The organism is Terrimonas alba, from assembly GCF_042434975.1.
Classification (GTDB): Bacteria; Bacteroidota; Bacteroidia; order Chitinophagales; family Chitinophagaceae; genus Terrimonas_B; species Terrimonas_B alba.
Window position 1 is genome coordinate 226,424 of the sequence record NZ_JBHMQM010000001.1, and the last position, 15,306, is coordinate 241,729.

Sequence of the window (15,306 nt, forward strand, 5' to 3'; positions counted from 1 at the left end):
CCCACGAACCAGCTACCTTGCAACACTAAAACACTTCCAATCTCAATTATGATTTTCGCTTATTGCTTAATCTACCCTCCATGAAACAAAGCTAACTATTGCAGATGATTCCGGCTCGTGAGAGACTTGCCTACCGACAGGCAGGCACGAGCCGGGGCTTTCTTTTATTCACTTGACCAGCTTTGCTGGCTATCTCTATTTCGTTTCTTTAAAACTGTCGGCCCATACACGGATTCTTTTATCGGGTGCATCGTCAAACGTTGCCAGGAAAGATACTTTTCCATTTTTACCTTCCAGTGTGACAGTGATGTTTTTCGTCTCGCCCTGGTCTTCAAATTGAGTTTTGAATTCGCTCTGTCCCTCCCTGAAAGGGATTTGCCATGCACATTTCGTCGATCGAATCGTGCCTGTCATAGTATGGTCGCTGGCTGGAGAGATAGTGATGGTTTTTTCCGAAATGATTATTTCAGTTACTTCATCCACCGTTTTTCGCACCGATCCTGCAGTATCCAGGTATTCTGTTTTAGAAGAAGTAAGTGAAAGTTTCTTTTCACACTGGGCATTGACAGCAGTTTGTGATGCGATACTAAAAGTCAATGCTAAAAAGGCTGGGATAATCGGTTTCATGTTTTTGATTTATTCTATAAGACGCATTCATGAAAAATAGGTTTCAAAAAAATCTGTCTTTTTGGATTTCCGGCAACAAAAGAATGCTATTGTATGGAAAAATCGACTTAGCTTTTCTGTTTTATCTTTAAGAATGAAAGCAAAATCAGCATCATCAAAAAAAAGCGCCGGCATTCTTCTCTATCGCTTTTCGGGCGGTCTGCCGGAAGTATTGCTGGTACATCCCGGCGGGCCTTTCTGGGCAAAAAAGGATATAGGCGCATGGTCCATTCCTAAAGGTGAGTTTGAAGCTGAAGAAGATCCCCTATCTGCCGCACAGAGAGAACTGGCAGAAGAAACAGGAATAAAAGCCGAAGGAAATTTTATTGAATTGACACCGGTAAAGCAAAAAAGCGGCAAACTGGTTTATGCCTGGGCTTTGGAAAAAGATGTAGATACCGGTAGCATAAAAAGCAACAGCTTTGAAATTGAATGGCCGCCAAAATCCGGGAAGAAAAAATCATTTCCTGAAATTGATAAAGCTGCATGGTTTGCTGTAGCGGAATCAAAGGAAAAGATTTTGCCCGGCCAGCTACCACTTATCAACGAACTGGAAGTTAAACTTGGCCATCCTGCTTAATAGAATGATAAAATATTGACTTATGCCTATCCTGTTTCCAAAATCCTCTTTAATACCTGCATAAATGTGGTACCAGTTTCTCAATATTTTTTTCTTTGTGTTTCATACCGTGTTCACCTTGTTTAATATGGTCGGATGGATTTTTCCCCGTACCCGTAAACTTCATCTAATTACTCTTTCATTAACTGCCTTTTCATGGTTTATATTGGGCATCTGGTATGGCTGGGGATATTGCGTCTGTACCGACTGGCATTGGGATGTGCGTGATAAACTGGGATACGAAGACCGTTCCGGTTCCTACATACATTTCCTTATTCTCAAGCTGACAGGTGCTGATTTGGATCCTGGATTGGTAGAACGAGGCACCTTGATTGTTTTCCTGCTGAGTTTTGCGTTGAGCATTTGGTTAAACATACAGGATCGCAGGCGGAAAAGAAAGCTTTCCTGAAAATACCGGTTATTTAGCATCATTCCCATTGGTAAGAAAAAATATTTCCTAATGGCACGATAAAAAATGGCTGCGAAGGTGATTCCTTCGCAGCCTCCTCATTTTTATAAACTAGCGGCTTACAATTTGGACCGTCGAAATTCCCGATTGCGCGGTAGTTCCATCGATTAGCGTTGCTGTTATCCTATAGCTGATGAAACCAGGAAAAACATTGTCATCTGTAAATTTGTAAGATCTTGAACCGTCTTCTGGCAATGAAGTTACGTCTTCCCATACCGCATATGGATCTGTGACATCTTCATATGTTTTTTGAATGGTAAAGTTTACGACGCCTGCAGTTGATTCAACTGACCAGGTAAGGGCTATACCTTTTCCTTGCCGGTGAGTGGAGAAAGAAGTAAAGACGGGGCCTTGCACATACCCGGCTTTCACATTAATTGTTGGATTTACTGAATTTTCTGCTGCTGAAGAAATGCCTGTGGTAATAATCATTACCGAAATAGCAAATGCCGATAGTTGCGTTTTCATAAAATTCTGATTTTAGAATTTAAAAATAGGGCCTGGTGTCACTAAAAGCAATAGTATATTTCATGCATTGGGCATGATTAATTACAGTTATCGTTATCGTAATAATCCATCCGATTACAGGAAATAATAAGGCGGCGACCAAATCTCACCATCTAATTTTTAAAAAGCATTGATTGACTACTTCGAAATAACCGGCCATTTTTAGAATACATCTCCCATTGAGGCAGGGCAAGAAAAAGTATTAACCTTTGTTAATGCTTTTTTATTTTATGATGTAATTTATCGGAAGGAGTTAGCTGAATGAGGCTTTTATGAAAAAAACGGGTCTACTATTTTTGAAGATTTTTCTTTTCGATTTTCTTAACAAGGTCTTCATGCACCACAACCTTGCTTTGCATTACAACCCGCTTTTCTCCTATTTCTTCAGGATTTTTTTTATTAATCAGTTGCATCAAAATTTCTGTAGCCTTCTCCGCCTGTTCATAGGGGAACTGTTCCACTGAAGCCAATGGCGGCTCATCCAGATAACTGGTCATCGGCAGGTTGGCATAGCTTACAAAGTAAATATCCTTATTCACTTTTAAGCCTTCATTTCTTGAGTACTTGATGGCATCCAAAGCAACGTAATCATTAAACGCAATCACTGCTGCAGGACGTCTTTCCAAAAGAAGCAATTGCCTGACGGCTTCAAGAGTTTTCTCCTTGCTGAGGTCCGTTTGTACAATATAAGATTGATCAACTGAAAGATTATTTTTTTTCAACCCTTCCAGGTAGCCATTCAATCTTTCCTGTGAGGGCAACATGGTATCAGGCCCTTTTATAAACCCGATATTTTTATGCCCCTGGCTAACCAGCCAGTCAACCAGCTGAACAGAACTGCTTTTTAAGTTACAGGATACAGAATAAACATCGGGGCTGCCAGGTACCCGATCAAAAAATACAACCGGGATTGAATAATTGGCTAATTGTTGGAAGTGCTCGTAACTATCGGTGTTTTTTGACAATGATACCAGCAAACCATCTACCCGGTGCCGACGCATCGTATCCACAATTTTCTTTTCTCTTTCTACATCGTCGTGTGACTGGCCTATCAATACGGTATAATTATTTTCAATAGCTATATTTTCAATTCCATTTATGGCAGTAGAAAAAAACTCTTCGCCTAAATTGGGAAGTATAACGCCTATGGTAAATGTTTTGCCTTGCTTGAATGAGATGGCAGCCTGGTTGGGTTCGTAGTTTAGCTCTTCAGCTAATTTCTGCACCTGCATTTTCGTGCGCAGACCAATGCTGGGGTGATTGTGCAGTGCTCTTGAAACGGTTGACACAGAAACATTCAACCGCCTGGCGATCTCTTTAATAGTAGCGGGCTTTTGGGTCATATACGACAAGAAAGATAACTACAAAATTACAACGAAGAAAATATTGGCCTGAATAAGCAACCCTGAGTTAATTTTCAACCATATTTAACCATGCACCACTTCATGCTTTGCTGCCAGCATGTGGTTTTTACTTTGTTCAATTGCATCCATTATTTGTCGCAGTATTTCTTCTGAGCTATCATTGTAATCAATTGTCATTGGAGGCTTGAAGTACACCGATAAAATCGTTCCCTTATTTCTTAGTTTCAATCCCGTTTTATTAAAAGCCCGCCAAAAACCATCTATCACGACAGGTATCACTATGGGTTTATTTTGTTTGATGACAAGAACGGTACCTTTTCTACCGGGCGCAAATGGCTTGGTAGTTCCTTGTGGAAAGGTAATTACCCAGTTTTTTTCCAATGCTCTTGTGATCTTTCTTGTATCAGAAGGGTCAAGTCCTTTACGGGTTTCGTTGGTTTCGGCATTCCATACCCGTTTCACCGTTAATGCGCCTGCCAGCGTAAACAGCCGGCTTATCCAGCTACCATTCATGGTGGCTTCAGCCGCTACATAGTTGACACGGGTAAAGGGATTGAGCAGGTAGTAAGGAATGCCCAACTTGTTTTTCTTGCCCCATTTTACAGCACAAAAAATATGAAGGAAGGTGATGACATCTGCGAAGTAGGTTTGATGATTACTTACAAAAAGAACATTTTCTTTTGGCAGGTTTTCAAGATGTTCAGTGCCGGATATTTTTAGTTTATTGATCATTGCCAGCCCGGGGTATGAAAAAAGACCAACCACGGCATACACCATTTTACGGACCAGCTTGAAGTTTTTTAATCGCTCCCTCAACGAACTCATGGCAATTATTTAACCGTTCAATAATGATGTGAAATTAAGCAATTGAGAGCAGAGGGCCGCCAATGACACAAATTTCAAAACGTAATCTTTGTTCGTGGCAACAGTAGGGTCACAGATAAACACTAATAAACACAGATTAGTTTACAGCTACAAAAAACTATTTGCACGAAGTAATCCTATTCGTGTCATTCGTGTACTGAGGTTGCCGAAGTATTTGGTGGCATAAAAAAAGCTGCCCAAATGGACAGCCTTGTATGATAAAACTTAAAGAAATTATTCAGCTTTCGCATCATCAGAAGCGGCTGCTTCGCCACCTTCCATTTTCTTTTTCAGGTCAGCTAATACACCGAGGTCACCTAAAGTAGCTTTTTCCACTTTACCCTGGATGTTCTTCACTGCTTTCTTGGTTTTTTCAGCTTCCGCTTTTGCCTCTTTCTTGGCAGCTTCTTTTTCTTCTATCTGGCCTTGTTCCCAGATGCGGCTGTGTGAAAGAACAATGCGTTTTTCATTGCGATCAAATTCGATCACCATGAACTGAGCTGTTTCATCTGCACCGATGCTCTTGCCATCCTCTTTTGTCAGGTGGCGGTTAGGAGCAAAACCTTCTAAGCCGTAAGGCAATTGAACGATAGCACCTTTGTCATCACGACGGGTAACTACGCCTTCATGCAACGTGCCGATGGCAAATGTATCCTGCAATGCATTCCAGGGATCTTCTTCCAATTGTTTATGGCCTAATTGCAATTTGCGGTTTTCTTTATCGATACCCATGATCACCACGTCGATGTTTGAACCAACTTTTGTGTACTCGCTTGGGTGATTGAAACGCTTCAACCAGCTCAGGTCGCTGATGTGGATCATACCACCGATACCAGGAGCCAGTTCAACAAACACACCATAATTGGTAATGTTTTTCACCAGGCCGGTATGACGGCTACCTTCAGCAAAACGGCTTTCGATATCATTCCATGGGTCTGCCGAAAGCTGCTTGATAGACAGGCTCATCTTACGGCTCCCTTTATCCAGGGTAACGATCTTCGCTTCATGCTCGTCGCCCAATTTGAAGAATTCTTTCGCATTGATCGGCGTGTTGGCCCATGTAATTTCACTTACGTGAACAAGACCTTCAACACCTGGCAATATTTCAAGGAATGCGCCGTAGTCTTCAATGTTCACTACTTTACCTTTTACTATATTACCTTCTGCAATTGTTTCTGGCAATACATCCCAGGGATGAGGAGTCAATTGTTTCAAGCCAAGGCTGATACGTTTTTTCTCATCATCAAAATCCAATACCACCACGTTGATCTTCTGATCCATCTTGAGCACTTCAGCAGGGTGAGAAATACGACCCCATGAAATATCTGTGATATACAACAGACCATCCAGACCACCCAAATCCATAAAGGCGCCGAAGTCGGTAATGTTTTTCACTGTTCCTTCCAACACCTGTCCTTTCTCGAGTTTGCTCATGATCTCTGCACGTTGTGCTTCGATATCGCTTTCGATAAGGGCCTTATGAGATACAACAGCATTCTTAATAGTTTCGTTGATCTTAACTACTTTAAACTCCATTGTTTTGCCAACAAACTGGTCGTAGTCAGTTACAGGCTTCACATCGATTTGTGAACCTGGCAGGAATGTTTCCATACCGAAAACATCTACGATCAAACCACCTTTTGTTTTAGAGGTAACCAAACCAGTGATAACCTCGCCGGTTTTGTGTACTTCCATGATTCTTTCCCATGCACGGGTAATGCGGGCCTGGCGACGGCTCAGATTCAAGTGACCCTGACGGTCTTCCTTATCTACCACCATCACTTCCACTTCATCACCAATTTTCAGGTTAGGCTGATCACGGAATTCATTGAGAGAAATAAGACCATCGCTTTTAAAACCGATGTTCAATACAACATCTGTTTTTGTTAAACCAACAATCAATCCTTTAATCAGTTCTCCATCGTTCAATTGTACAAAAGTGTTGTCATACACTTTGTCGTACTTTTCTTTTTCTTCTTTCGTGTAAGAAGTAACGTTACGTTTGTCAACGCTCCAGTCAAAATCGTCGTGAGCGGTTTGCACGGGTGCATTTGGTGTCGCTGTAGTTGCTTCTGCTGTATCAGCAGCTGCAGTCTCCGGTGCATCAGCGTTTAGTTGTTTTTTAATAATGTTTTCAAACATGATAATATCCCGAAGGGTTTTTAAATCGGGGGAGCAAAGATAAGTTTTAGTTCCCGGTTTCAGGTTTGAAGTTTGATGTTTTTTAGCATTATTTTACCAGCTTTAACACCTTGATTAGGCTTTGGTTGCGTCGCACTCTTCAGCGTTCTGTTCGCTATTCGACAGACCTCATCCTCTTATCCTTCTCCTGAGGGGGAGAAGGACGGTGCTTCGGTGCAAGGCCAAACTTCATCTCTACCACATCGGCCTCATCCTCCTTCTCCTTCCCCAAAAGGGAAGGAGCGGTGCTCCATTACAAAGCCAAACTTCATAACTACCACATAAGCATTATACCTCTGTTCAGCACTTTCGGCGACTCTGATTCTTTGCTGGGTTTTCAAAAAAGCGAGGGCTGTATTGAGTTCCTCTCCTTTGGAGTAACCGAGCAAAGCGAAGGTTAGGAACGTAGTTAGAGATGAGGTCGCTATTCAACATATTCGGAGCAACTGCATACTATCAGTATTACCGAAAAGCGAGGGCTGGGCTTTGCAAGTCTTCCGCAGCGGCGGAGAGATTTAGAGGGGGCCGGATCATTTGGCTTTTCATATATTCACCCAATGCTTTATCACTCCCTGAAAATAATAGTCCGACTTGTCATGCTGATCTTCTGCCGGAATATCATCATTAATAACCGGGCGATGCTGAAAAAGACAGGGCCTCTCCTGCTGGCAAGCAATCATCCCAATTCGTTTTTAGATGCCATTAGGTTGGTTGACACATTTTCCGTTGTATTTACCGGTTCAACGAATTACTTACCGGAAAACAACGCATAATGATCACTATGACTCGGTAATGGCGGCTGTTTTATTATTTACTTATCCCGTTTATCTCTTACTGCTTTCGTTTGTGCTTTTTTTCTTCTCAAAATCCAATTATAGTTTTTTGTTGCTATTGCTGATGCCGTTAACGGCATGGAGTTATGTGCAGGTGAAGGAGCAGTTGGATAAATAAGTTTCAAAAATCAATTAGTGATTAGAAAGTGCCAATTTCGTCAAGACTGCATTATTTTATTTAATTATAAGAGCCTTTAGTTGAGAAACTAAACTAAAATTACCCATCCCAAATGAATTATCAGATGGGGGTGCAAATAAAACCTGTTTCTTCTTCTCAAACTTCAGTTGAATTATAAAACCTAAACTGTCGCTCTTTACTTTTTTTAGCTCAGAAAATGGATAACAATACTCCTTCTTTCGGTTGATTACAATAAAAATTTTTTGTTCGTGGTCGATAAAAACATCTGACATTCTATACCAATAAGTAAATTTCCCTGTAATAAGCGACCCTATAAGCCAATAGATCGGCATAATTAAAACAAGATAATATTTGTAGTAAATACAAACTACAGTTACGATAACTATTGCTCCAAACAGTAAAAAGGGTAGAATATACCTATAGTAGTACGTTTTTTTATCGCTGGATATTTTTTTCATCCAAATGCTTTTAATTTTTTCTGAACTCTGCGAAACGCCTTCGTTTCGCACCACTACTATGACTCAATGCTCTGCGTAACTTCTTCATTTTTTAAGGCTCTGCTTTTCTTTTAAGTAATTTCAATAATAGATATCCCAAAAAAAATCCCGACCCCCCAAGTGCAATTACCAAAGCCCCCCGATACGGAAAACTATCTAGCACATGAAAAATGAGGCCAGAAAAAATGATAGAGCTTACTATGAAAACAAGCAGCATTTTTTTTGGAAATCCATAGTTAAAAATAGCTGATAATGCAACTATGATTATGTATTCAATTGCAAACATTTTGACTGAAATACCCCAACCCACTCCACGAGAATCAATCCAACCCATCCGATGAGCCAAAGAATTTATTATATCATGTACTACAACAAAGTATACAACCTGAAAAATTGGAACTGCGAAGTAGAGTACTGCATAAATATTTGCGCTCATTTTATAAATATAGATCTGTTCATTCGTAATCGCAACTACATTCTTACAACGGCATTTCCGCTATTGTCTTTGCAGCAATATACCCTCTACTCAGCGAAACGTCCCCGTTTCGCAGCTTTATTATATAGCTTTTGGCGACTGCAATGCTATACTCTTTGCCGCAATAAACCCACTCGTCCAGGCATGCTGAAAATTAAAGCCGCCAGTGATACCATCCACATCCAGTATCTCACCTGCAAAAAATAAATTGGGAACTTTCTTACTCATCATTGTATTCGCATCTACTTCATTCAGCTTAATACCACCTGCTGTTACAAACTCTTCCTTAAAAGTTGTTTTCCCTTTTATGACAAATTCACAGGCACATAAATTCCGTATCAGTTTGTTCTGTTCTTTTGCCGGCAAATCGGCCCAACGCCTTTCTTTATTTACTTCGGAATGTTCCAGCAAAAACTCCCAAAGCCTTTGAGGCAATCCAAATGGATTCCTGTTTACAATTTTTTGTGAAGCCATCTCAAACCGGAGCGCCTGGATTTTTTCTGTCAACTGTTGTTCATTGAAATCAGGCAGCCAATTTATTAAAATGGAAAATTGCCAGTTGCTTGTTGCCAATTGTCTCGCTCCCCATGCACTCAGCTTTAATACAGCCGGCCCGCTCAATCCCCAGTGAGTGATCAGCAAAGGGCCTTCCTGCTCAAGCTTTGTTCCAATAATTTTCACTCTTGCCTTTTCTACACTCACTCCCATCAGCTTTGTAATAGGATGTCCCGGCATATTGAAAGTAAACAAAGAGGGAACGGGTTCCTCGATAGTATGCCCCAGTTGTCGTAGCCATTCAAACATGGAAGACTTTGGATAACCACCCGAAGCAACACAAACGAAATCGGAAGTCAGTGGCAGGAGGTCTGAAGTCCGATGTCTGAGGTCGGATAACACAAGAGTGAATTTTCCATCTTCCGGCTTCAAATTGCTGACCTCAGCATTTAAGTGAACCTTCACATTATAACGATTCGCTTCCCGCAGCAAACAATCAATAATCGTTTGGGATGAATCGGTAACCGGGAACATCCTCCCATCCTCTTCTGTCTTCAGCTTTACGCCACGTTCTTCAAACCATTGGATAGTGTCTGTCGTAAAAAACTGGTGAAACGTTTTCTTTACAAAATTGCCCCCGCGGGGATATTTCTTACTCATCACTGCAATGTCAAAACAGGCATGGGTAGTATTGCATCTTCCGCCGCCACTCACTCTTACTTTGGATAACAGTTTACCCGATTTTTCCAGGATGATCACTTCCAGTTGCGGATTCATCCTGGCTGCATTTACGGCGCAAAAAAAACCTGCAGCCCCACCGCCAATGACAACTAACTTACTCCTACCCCCTAAAGGGGAATTATTATCCGTCTTTTCAATGTTTGATTGTGATTGCTGCATATGCACTAGAAGAAGCTATAAAAAAGCTCATAAATATCAGATAGCTTCCATACTTTGTGCCGAAGCTGATTGAGGAGTAAATAAATTTGGATTACTAACTTCCGCTTCTTCTATCGTAGAATAGTTTGAAAGAATATCGGCTTTGTTTTTCTTAACAGCCACATCATGTTCAAAGTGCACTGAAGGCTTTCCGTCTTTTGTCCTCACCGTCCAGCCATCGCTTTCCGTATATACCTCTTTACGGCCAAGATTGATCATGGGTTCTATCGCCAGCACTAATCCTTCCTTCAGTTTAGCGCCTGTCCCTCTTTTACCATAGTTGGGAACCTGCGGATCTTCATGCAGGCTTACTCCCAATCCATGACCTACCAGTTCTCTCACCACACCATAGCCATGTTTTTTTTCTGTATGTTCCTGGATAGCATAAGCGATGTCACCAATCCGGTTACCTGTTACTGCTTTTTCAATGCCTTTGTACAACGACTCTTTGGTATGCTTGATCAGGTTCATTACCTCGGGTCCGGGATCGCCTATTGCAAAAGTATAAGCATGATCGCCATGCCAGCCGTTTAATATTACTCCGATGTCAACAGAGATGATATCTCCCTCCTTCAACTCATTGCCATTGGGAAAACCATGCACCACGACATCATTGACCGAAATACAGGAATTATAAGGATAACCGTTATAGTTCAGGAAAGACGGAATTGCCTGGTGATCTTTGATGAATTCGCCGATCATCTTATCAATGGACAGCGTTGTAATCCCGGGTTTGAGAATTTTGGCGACTTCCGTTAAAGTTTTACTGACGAGCAATGCGCTTTTTCGCATTTGCTCTATTTGTTCGTTTGTTTTACAGATCATCATAACTTATACACGAAATTAATCATTTCAACTTCAATCCAAAACTTGCGTGAAAGAATGACACGTTAACCTTGTTATAAGAATAATACAAAAAAAACCTGGCAAGATTTACTTACCAGGTTTTTCAATTTTTTACCGTCAATCTTAGTACTGAACAGCTGACGTTGTCTGTCTTCCCTGAATGCGGCCGCTTTTCATTAAGCCATCGTACTGGCGCATCAACAATTGCGTTTCGATCTGCTGCAGCGTATCAAGGATAACACCTACCATGATCAAAAGGGACGTACCACCAAAGAAGGTAGAAAATCCCTGTGTAACACCCAACCGCTGAGCGATACCGGGAAGAATACCTACGAAAGCCAACAGAATAGCTCCCGGGAAAGTGATCTTATCCATGACACTGCCGATATAGTCTGCAGTGGGCTGTCCTGGCTTCACACCGGGGATAAAGCCATTGTTTTGCTTCAGGTTGTCGGCTATTTGTTTAGGGTTAAATATCAAAGCTGTGTACAGGAATGTAAAGCCAATCACCACTACTGAATAGATCAGCATGTACCAAAAATTTTGGTGATCAGTAAACATTCTCGATATTTCATTCGGTCCTTTACCAAGAGTTAAAAGAGTTGGCAGGAACATGATTGCCTGGGCAAAGATGATGGGCATTACACCGGCACTGTTCACCTTTAATGGCAAAAACTGTCTTGCGCCACCAAACTGGCGGTTTCCAACAATTTGTTTCGCATAGTTAACTGGTACTTTTCTTACACCCTGGATCAGTAAGATACATCCAAGGATGATTGCAATCAGGATAGCGATCTCAACAATGAAAATCAGGATAGAACCTGTACGTGTTGACTTCGCCACCAACTCCTGTGTAAATGATTGCGGCAAACGGGCAAGGATACCGATCATGATGATCAGCGATACACCATTACCCAATCCTTTATCAGTAATCTTCTCACCCATCCACATCACAAATAAAGTACCTGCTGTGAGGATGATGATAGTGGATAAAGTGAAGTAGCTGGCAAATGCGGGAATGATGGCAGCAGATGAAGTTTGATGCAGATATCCTACATAAGCAGAAGCCTGTACAATCGTCACACCCACCGTGAGGTATCGTGTATATTGATTGATTTTCTTGCGGCCACTATCACCTTCTTTTTGCATTTTTTGAAACTTCGGCACCAGCACTGTCATCAACTGCATAAAGATTGACGCAGAGATATAAGGCATAATACCTAGTGCAAAAATTGATGCCATGTTAAAGGCACCACCGGCAAACGTATTAATAAGGTCAAGGATACCATTTCCCTCTCCTTTGTTCAATTCCAGTTTGATAGGATCAATTCCAGGCAAAACAATGTGTGAACCTATTCTGTAGACAGCAATGAGGATTAAAGTAAAAATGATCTTACTTCTTAGTTCCTCGATGCTCCAGATATTCTTAAGAGTTTGAATTAATTTCTTCACGGGAGTTAAAAAGATTTAAGAGCCCAAAAACAAAAAGACGCATTTTTTTTATGCGCCTTGCAATTTAGCGAAATTTACTTAACTATTTCAATAGAACCACCCGTAGCTTCGATAGCAGATTTAGCCTTGTCGCTTACTGCATTCACCTTGAAAGTGAATTTGTTTTTCAGCTCGCCATTACCCAGTATTTTCACCTTATCGTTCTGGCTGATAAGCCCGTTGATATAAAGATTTTCCAGGGAAATTTCAGTGAAGTTATATTTTTCAGCCAGTTGCTCTACCTGTCCCAGGTTTAAGACTGTATATTCAACACGGTGAGGATTATTAAATCCACGCTTAGGAATACGGCGCTGAACAGGCATCTGACCACCTTCATGGCCCATTTTTCTTTTATAACCGGCACGGCTCTGTCCACCTTTTGTACCTTTTGTAGATGTACCACCATGTCCTGATCCATCACCACGCCCAATTCTTTTTTCTTTGTGAGTTGCGCCTTTTGCAGGTCTTAATTCGTGTAGTTTCATTTTGCTTTTATTTTGTACTCATCGCCCCGAAAGCTTCTGATAGTTATCAGAACGGAGCTCGCTTTTAAAAAATTGAAGTCCGAAGTCGGATGTCAGACCTCTTACCTCTGACTTCGTTTATGCTTCTTCCACTTTTACCAGGTGCTCTACTTTGCGAACCATACCCAGTACCTGCGGAGTAGCTTCTACTTCTTTAGTAGAGTTAGTCTTGTTCAAACCCAAAGCCTTTAATGTCAGCTTTTGTCTTTCAGGTCTGTCAATCGGACTTTTTACTAATGTTATTTTTATCTTTTTCATTCTAAAAAGTTTGATGCTTAATGTTCGACGTTTGATGTTGGACGGATCTTGAACCTCAAACTTCAAACATCAAACAGTTCTTATCCATTAAATACTTTCTTCAGACCGAGAGAACGGGTCTTAGCCACGCTAATCGGTTCACGCAATAAAGCCAATGCTTTAAAAGTTGCCTTGATCACGTTGTGCGGATTAGCAGAACCCAGTGATTTTGCCAAAACATCGGTTACACCTGCGCTTTCCAAAACGGCACGCATAGAACCTCCGGCGATCACACCAGTACCATGAGCAGCTGGCTTGATCAACACTTTTGCAGCGCCTTCTTTGGCCCACTGATCGTGAGGAACAGTGCCATGCATTACAGGAACTTTGATCAAATTTTTCTTTGCATCTTCAATTCCTTTAGTAATTGCCTCCTGAACTTCTTTGGCTTTACCCAAGCCATGACCCACAACGCCATTTCCGTTACCAACAACTACCAATGCAGAGAAACTGAATGCACGGCCACCCTTCGTTGTTTTTACTACCCTGTTGATAGAAACAACTTTGTCTTTCAATTCCAGGTCTCCGGCTTTTACTCTGTTTAAATTAACTTTTGACATTATTTCAATTTGAAATTTGAAACTTGAATTTTGTTATTAGAATTGCAAACCACCCTCTCTGGCGCCATCGGCTACTGACTTCACGCGGCCATGGTATAAATAACCACCGCGGTCAAACACCACTTCCTTCACGCCGAGGTCAACCGCTTTACGGGCAATGGCGGCACCTACCAATTTGCTTTTATCGGACTTAGTACCTGCCTGTGCTTTGATGTCTTTATCTTTTGTAGAAGAAGCAGCAATGGTAGCACCATTTGTATCATCAATCAATTGCACATAAATATCGCTGTTGCTTCTGAACACAGACAAGCGGGGTTTTTGCGAAGAACCACTGATTTTCTTGCGAATATTATAGCGGATCTTTTGTCTTCTTGCTGTTTTAACTTTTGAGTTCATCTCTTTTTATTTTACAATCCTGATGCTGCCAGGATTCAATTTTCAAATTAATTATTTACCAGCTGCTTTACCTGCTTTCTTACGAACCACTTCACCCACATAGCGAACACCTTTTCCTTTGTAAGGCTCAGGCTTACGCAAGCTGCGCAATTTAGCTGCTACCTGTCCAAGCAATTGTTTGTCGATGCCTTCCAGCGTGATGATAGGGTTTTGACCTTTCAACTGCTCAGCACTTACTTTCAACTCTTTGGGTATTTCGATCATAATATTATGCGAATAACCTAAAGCAAGATCCAACACATTACCCTGGTTCGCAGCTTTAAAACCCACTCCGATCAATTCCAGCTTTTTAGTATACCCTTCAGTAACACCCTTCACCTGGTTGGCGATCAATGCCCGGTACAACCCATGCATGGCGCGGTGACGGATCTGGTCTGTAGGACGGATCACATTCACCTGGCCGTCTTTCACTTCCACTTTAATATCGCGGTCAATTGTTTCTTTCAATTCACCTTTCGGGCCCTTTACAGTTACCACGTTATCCTTACCTACTGTAACAGTAACACCTGCCGGAATTGTAATCACTTGTTTTCCTATACGAGACATAAAAAACGTTTATAGTTTATTGTTTATGGTTTATTGTTGACCGGTCAGCTTAGTATAGATTCAGCTTAATGTATCAACAACTTTTTTATTCTACACAATCCTTCTTAATCAAAAAAAATCGTGATTCTATCAATACACGTAGCAAAGAACTTCACCACCTACATTCTGTGCTTTCGCTTCCTTGTCAGTCATCACACCTTTGGAAGTAGACAGGATAGCCACGCCCAAGCCATTTTTCACACGACGAAAATCAGCAGGTTTTGCGTACTGGCGCAAACCAGGACGGCTAATCCTTTCCATGCTTTGAATAGCAGGCTGTTTAGTAGAAGGATCGTATTTCAAAGCGATCTTGATAACGCCTTGTTTACTATCATCCTCGAATTTGTACTTCAGGATATAGCCCTGGTTGTACAAAATTTCAGTCATCCGTTTTTTCAAGTTAGAAGCAGGGATATCAACCACACGGTGACCCGCCATCTGCGCATTACGGATTCTGGTCAGGAAATCTGCTATAGGATCTGTTACCATTTTTATAAGA

General features: G+C 41.3%; 19 protein-coding genes. 3 read left to right on the forward strand and 16 right to left on the reverse strand.

The window, feature by feature from the left end; genetic code table 11:
• Nucleotides 1-195: 195 nt before the first annotated feature.
• The gene (locus ACFEL9_RS01065) at nucleotides 196-627 is read right to left on the reverse strand and encodes a hypothetical protein (protein ID WP_385885349.1); all 432 of its coding nucleotides are present in this window, start codon (nucleotides 625-627) and stop codon (nucleotides 196-198) included.
• 133 nt (nucleotides 628-760) lie between these two features.
• On the opposite strand from ACFEL9_RS01065, the gene ACFEL9_RS01070 reads away from it, so the two are divergent.
• Together ACFEL9_RS01070 and ACFEL9_RS01075 are read left to right on the forward strand one after the other, a co-directional pair.
• A complete protein-coding gene (locus ACFEL9_RS01070) occupies nucleotides 761-1,246 on the forward strand; it encodes an NUDIX hydrolase (protein WP_385885351.1) in 486 nt (161 codons plus the stop codon).
• A gap of 64 nt (nucleotides 1,247-1,310) precedes the next feature.
• Nucleotides 1,311-1,694, forward strand: a complete 384-nt coding sequence (locus ACFEL9_RS01075; protein WP_385885353.1) for a DUF2784 domain-containing protein — start codon at nucleotides 1,311-1,313, stop codon at nucleotides 1,692-1,694.
• Between the two features lie 111 nt (nucleotides 1,695-1,805).
• Here ACFEL9_RS01075 and ACFEL9_RS01080 read toward each other — a convergent pair whose 3' ends face one another.
• The 4 genes from ACFEL9_RS01080 to rpsA all read right to left on the reverse strand — a co-directional run bounded on the left by ACFEL9_RS01080 (nucleotide 1,806) and on the right by rpsA (nucleotide 6,631).
• Nucleotides 1,806-2,222, reverse strand: coding sequence for a hypothetical protein (locus ACFEL9_RS01080; protein WP_385885355.1), 417 nt, complete (start codon nucleotides 2,220-2,222; stop codon nucleotides 1,806-1,808).
• A 329-nt stretch (nucleotides 2,223-2,551) separates the two neighbouring features.
• Nucleotides 2,552-3,604 (reverse strand): LacI family DNA-binding transcriptional regulator, encoded by a 1,053-nt coding sequence (locus ACFEL9_RS01085; protein WP_385885357.1) that lies wholly within the window; start codon nucleotides 3,602-3,604, stop codon nucleotides 2,552-2,554.
• Between the two features lie 84 nt (nucleotides 3,605-3,688).
• Nucleotides 3,689-4,450, reverse strand: coding sequence for a lysophospholipid acyltransferase family protein (locus ACFEL9_RS01090; protein WP_385885359.1), 762 nt, complete (start codon nucleotides 4,448-4,450; stop codon nucleotides 3,689-3,691).
• Between the two features lie 273 nt (nucleotides 4,451-4,723).
• The gene (gene rpsA / locus ACFEL9_RS01095; RefSeq protein WP_385885361.1) at nucleotides 4,724-6,631 is read right to left on the reverse strand and encodes a 30S ribosomal protein S1; all 1,908 of its coding nucleotides are present in this window, start codon (nucleotides 6,629-6,631) and stop codon (nucleotides 4,724-4,726) included.
• A gap of 735 nt (nucleotides 6,632-7,366) precedes the next feature.
• On the opposite strand from rpsA, the gene ACFEL9_RS01100 reads away from it, so the two are divergent.
• Nucleotides 7,367-7,621, forward strand: coding sequence for a hypothetical protein (locus ACFEL9_RS01100; protein WP_385885363.1), 255 nt, complete (start codon nucleotides 7,367-7,369; stop codon nucleotides 7,619-7,621).
• Between the two features lie 56 nt (nucleotides 7,622-7,677).
• On the opposite strand, the gene ACFEL9_RS01105 is transcribed toward ACFEL9_RS01100, so the two are convergent.
• From ACFEL9_RS01105 to rpsH, 11 genes are all read right to left on the reverse strand, one after another.
• Nucleotides 7,678-8,100, reverse strand: coding sequence for a hypothetical protein (locus ACFEL9_RS01105; RefSeq protein WP_385885365.1), 423 nt, complete (start codon nucleotides 8,098-8,100; stop codon nucleotides 7,678-7,680).
• A 91-nt stretch (nucleotides 8,101-8,191) separates the two neighbouring features.
• Nucleotides 8,192-8,575: a hypothetical protein gene (locus ACFEL9_RS01110; RefSeq protein WP_385885367.1), complete on the reverse strand. Its 384-nt coding sequence runs from the start codon at nucleotides 8,573-8,575 to the stop codon at nucleotides 8,192-8,194.
• A gap of 120 nt (nucleotides 8,576-8,695) precedes the next feature.
• Complete coding sequence (locus ACFEL9_RS01115; protein WP_385885369.1) at nucleotides 8,696-9,886, reverse strand: BaiN/RdsA family NAD(P)/FAD-dependent oxidoreductase; 1,191 nt, start codon at nucleotides 9,884-9,886, stop codon at nucleotides 8,696-8,698.
• A gap of 159 nt (nucleotides 9,887-10,045) precedes the next feature.
• Nucleotides 10,046-10,876 (reverse strand): type I methionyl aminopeptidase, encoded by an 831-nt coding sequence (gene map / locus ACFEL9_RS01120; RefSeq protein ID WP_385885371.1) that lies wholly within the window; start codon nucleotides 10,874-10,876, stop codon nucleotides 10,046-10,048.
• Between the two features lie 141 nt (nucleotides 10,877-11,017).
• A complete protein-coding gene (gene secY / locus ACFEL9_RS01125) occupies nucleotides 11,018-12,346 on the reverse strand; it encodes a preprotein translocase subunit SecY (RefSeq protein WP_385885373.1) in 1,329 nt (442 codons plus the stop codon).
• A 74-nt stretch (nucleotides 12,347-12,420) separates the two neighbouring features.
• The gene (gene rplO / locus ACFEL9_RS01130) at nucleotides 12,421-12,870 is read right to left on the reverse strand and encodes a 50S ribosomal protein L15 (RefSeq protein ID WP_385885375.1); all 450 of its coding nucleotides are present in this window, start codon (nucleotides 12,868-12,870) and stop codon (nucleotides 12,421-12,423) included.
• A 117-nt stretch (nucleotides 12,871-12,987) separates the two neighbouring features.
• Nucleotides 12,988-13,167, reverse strand: coding sequence for a 50S ribosomal protein L30 (gene rpmD / locus ACFEL9_RS01135; RefSeq protein WP_276504234.1), 180 nt, complete (start codon nucleotides 13,165-13,167; stop codon nucleotides 12,988-12,990).
• 80 nt (nucleotides 13,168-13,247) lie between these two features.
• Nucleotides 13,248-13,766: a 30S ribosomal protein S5 gene (gene rpsE, locus ACFEL9_RS01140; protein ID WP_385885378.1), complete on the reverse strand. Its 519-nt coding sequence runs from the start codon at nucleotides 13,764-13,766 to the stop codon at nucleotides 13,248-13,250.
• A gap of 36 nt (nucleotides 13,767-13,802) precedes the next feature.
• Nucleotides 13,803-14,162, reverse strand: coding sequence for a 50S ribosomal protein L18 (gene rplR, locus ACFEL9_RS01145; RefSeq protein ID WP_385885380.1), 360 nt, complete (start codon nucleotides 14,160-14,162; stop codon nucleotides 13,803-13,805).
• Between the two features lie 51 nt (nucleotides 14,163-14,213).
• The gene (gene rplF, locus ACFEL9_RS01150) at nucleotides 14,214-14,768 is read right to left on the reverse strand and encodes a 50S ribosomal protein L6 (RefSeq protein WP_385885382.1); all 555 of its coding nucleotides are present in this window, start codon (nucleotides 14,766-14,768) and stop codon (nucleotides 14,214-14,216) included.
• 129 nt (nucleotides 14,769-14,897) lie between these two features.
• Complete coding sequence (gene rpsH, locus ACFEL9_RS01155; protein WP_385885384.1) at nucleotides 14,898-15,296, reverse strand: 30S ribosomal protein S8; 399 nt, start codon at nucleotides 15,294-15,296, stop codon at nucleotides 14,898-14,900.
• Nucleotides 15,297-15,306: the final 10 nt, after the last annotated feature.

What these genes read in the sequence shown, in the direction of transcription:
- ACFEL9_RS01105 (WP_385885365.1), bottom strand. Translation starts at nt 8,100, where the DNA reads ATGAAAAAAATATCCAGCGATAAAAAAACGTACTACTATAGGTATATT.
- ACFEL9_RS01090 (WP_385885359.1), bottom strand. Translation starts at nt 4,450, where the DNA reads ATGAGTTCGTTGAGGGAGCGATTAAAAAACTTCAAGCTGGTCCGTAAA.
- ACFEL9_RS01110 (WP_385885367.1), bottom strand. Translation starts at nt 8,575, where the DNA reads ATGAGCGCAAATATTTATGCAGTACTCTACTTCGCAGTTCCAATTTTT.
- rplF (WP_385885382.1), bottom strand. Translation starts at nt 14,768, where the DNA reads ATGTCTCGTATAGGAAAACAAGTGATTACAATTCCGGCAGGTGTTACT.
- ACFEL9_RS01085 (WP_385885357.1), bottom strand. Translation starts at nt 3,604, where the DNA reads ATGACCCAAAAGCCCGCTACTATTAAAGAGATCGCCAGGCGGTTGAAT.
- ACFEL9_RS01100 (WP_385885363.1), top strand. Translation starts at nt 7,367, where the DNA reads ATGCCATTAGGTTGGTTGACACATTTTCCGTTGTATTTACCGGTTCAA.
- rplR (WP_385885380.1), bottom strand. Translation starts at nt 14,162, where the DNA reads ATGAACTCAAAAGTTAAAACAGCAAGAAGACAAAAGATCCGCTATAAT.
- ACFEL9_RS01075 (WP_385885353.1), top strand. Translation starts at nt 1,311, where the DNA reads ATGTGGTACCAGTTTCTCAATATTTTTTTCTTTGTGTTTCATACCGTG.
- rpsA (WP_385885361.1), bottom strand. Translation starts at nt 6,631, where the DNA reads ATGTTTGAAAACATTATTAAAAAACAACTAAACGCTGATGCACCGGAG.
- rpmD (WP_276504234.1), bottom strand. Translation starts at nt 13,167, where the DNA reads ATGAAAAAGATAAAAATAACATTAGTAAAAAGTCCGATTGACAGACCT.
- rpsH (WP_385885384.1), bottom strand. Translation starts at nt 15,296, where the DNA reads ATGGTAACAGATCCTATAGCAGATTTCCTGACCAGAATCCGTAATGCG.
- ACFEL9_RS01080 (WP_385885355.1), bottom strand. Translation starts at nt 2,222, where the DNA reads ATGAAAACGCAACTATCGGCATTTGCTATTTCGGTAATGATTATTACC.
- ACFEL9_RS01070 (WP_385885351.1), top strand. Translation starts at nt 761, where the DNA reads ATGAAAGCAAAATCAGCATCATCAAAAAAAAGCGCCGGCATTCTTCTC.
- rpsE (WP_385885378.1), bottom strand. Translation starts at nt 13,766, where the DNA reads ATGTCAAAAGTTAATTTAAACAGAGTAAAAGCCGGAGACCTGGAATTG.
- map (WP_385885371.1), bottom strand. Translation starts at nt 10,876, where the DNA reads ATGATGATCTGTAAAACAAACGAACAAATAGAGCAAATGCGAAAAAGC.
- ACFEL9_RS01115 (WP_385885369.1), bottom strand. Translation starts at nt 9,886, where the DNA reads ATGAATCCGCAACTGGAAGTGATCATCCTGGAAAAATCGGGTAAACTG.
- ACFEL9_RS01065 (WP_385885349.1), bottom strand. Translation starts at nt 627, where the DNA reads ATGAAACCGATTATCCCAGCCTTTTTAGCATTGACTTTTAGTATCGCA.
- rplO (WP_385885375.1), bottom strand. Translation starts at nt 12,870, where the DNA reads ATGAAACTACACGAATTAAGACCTGCAAAAGGCGCAACTCACAAAGAA.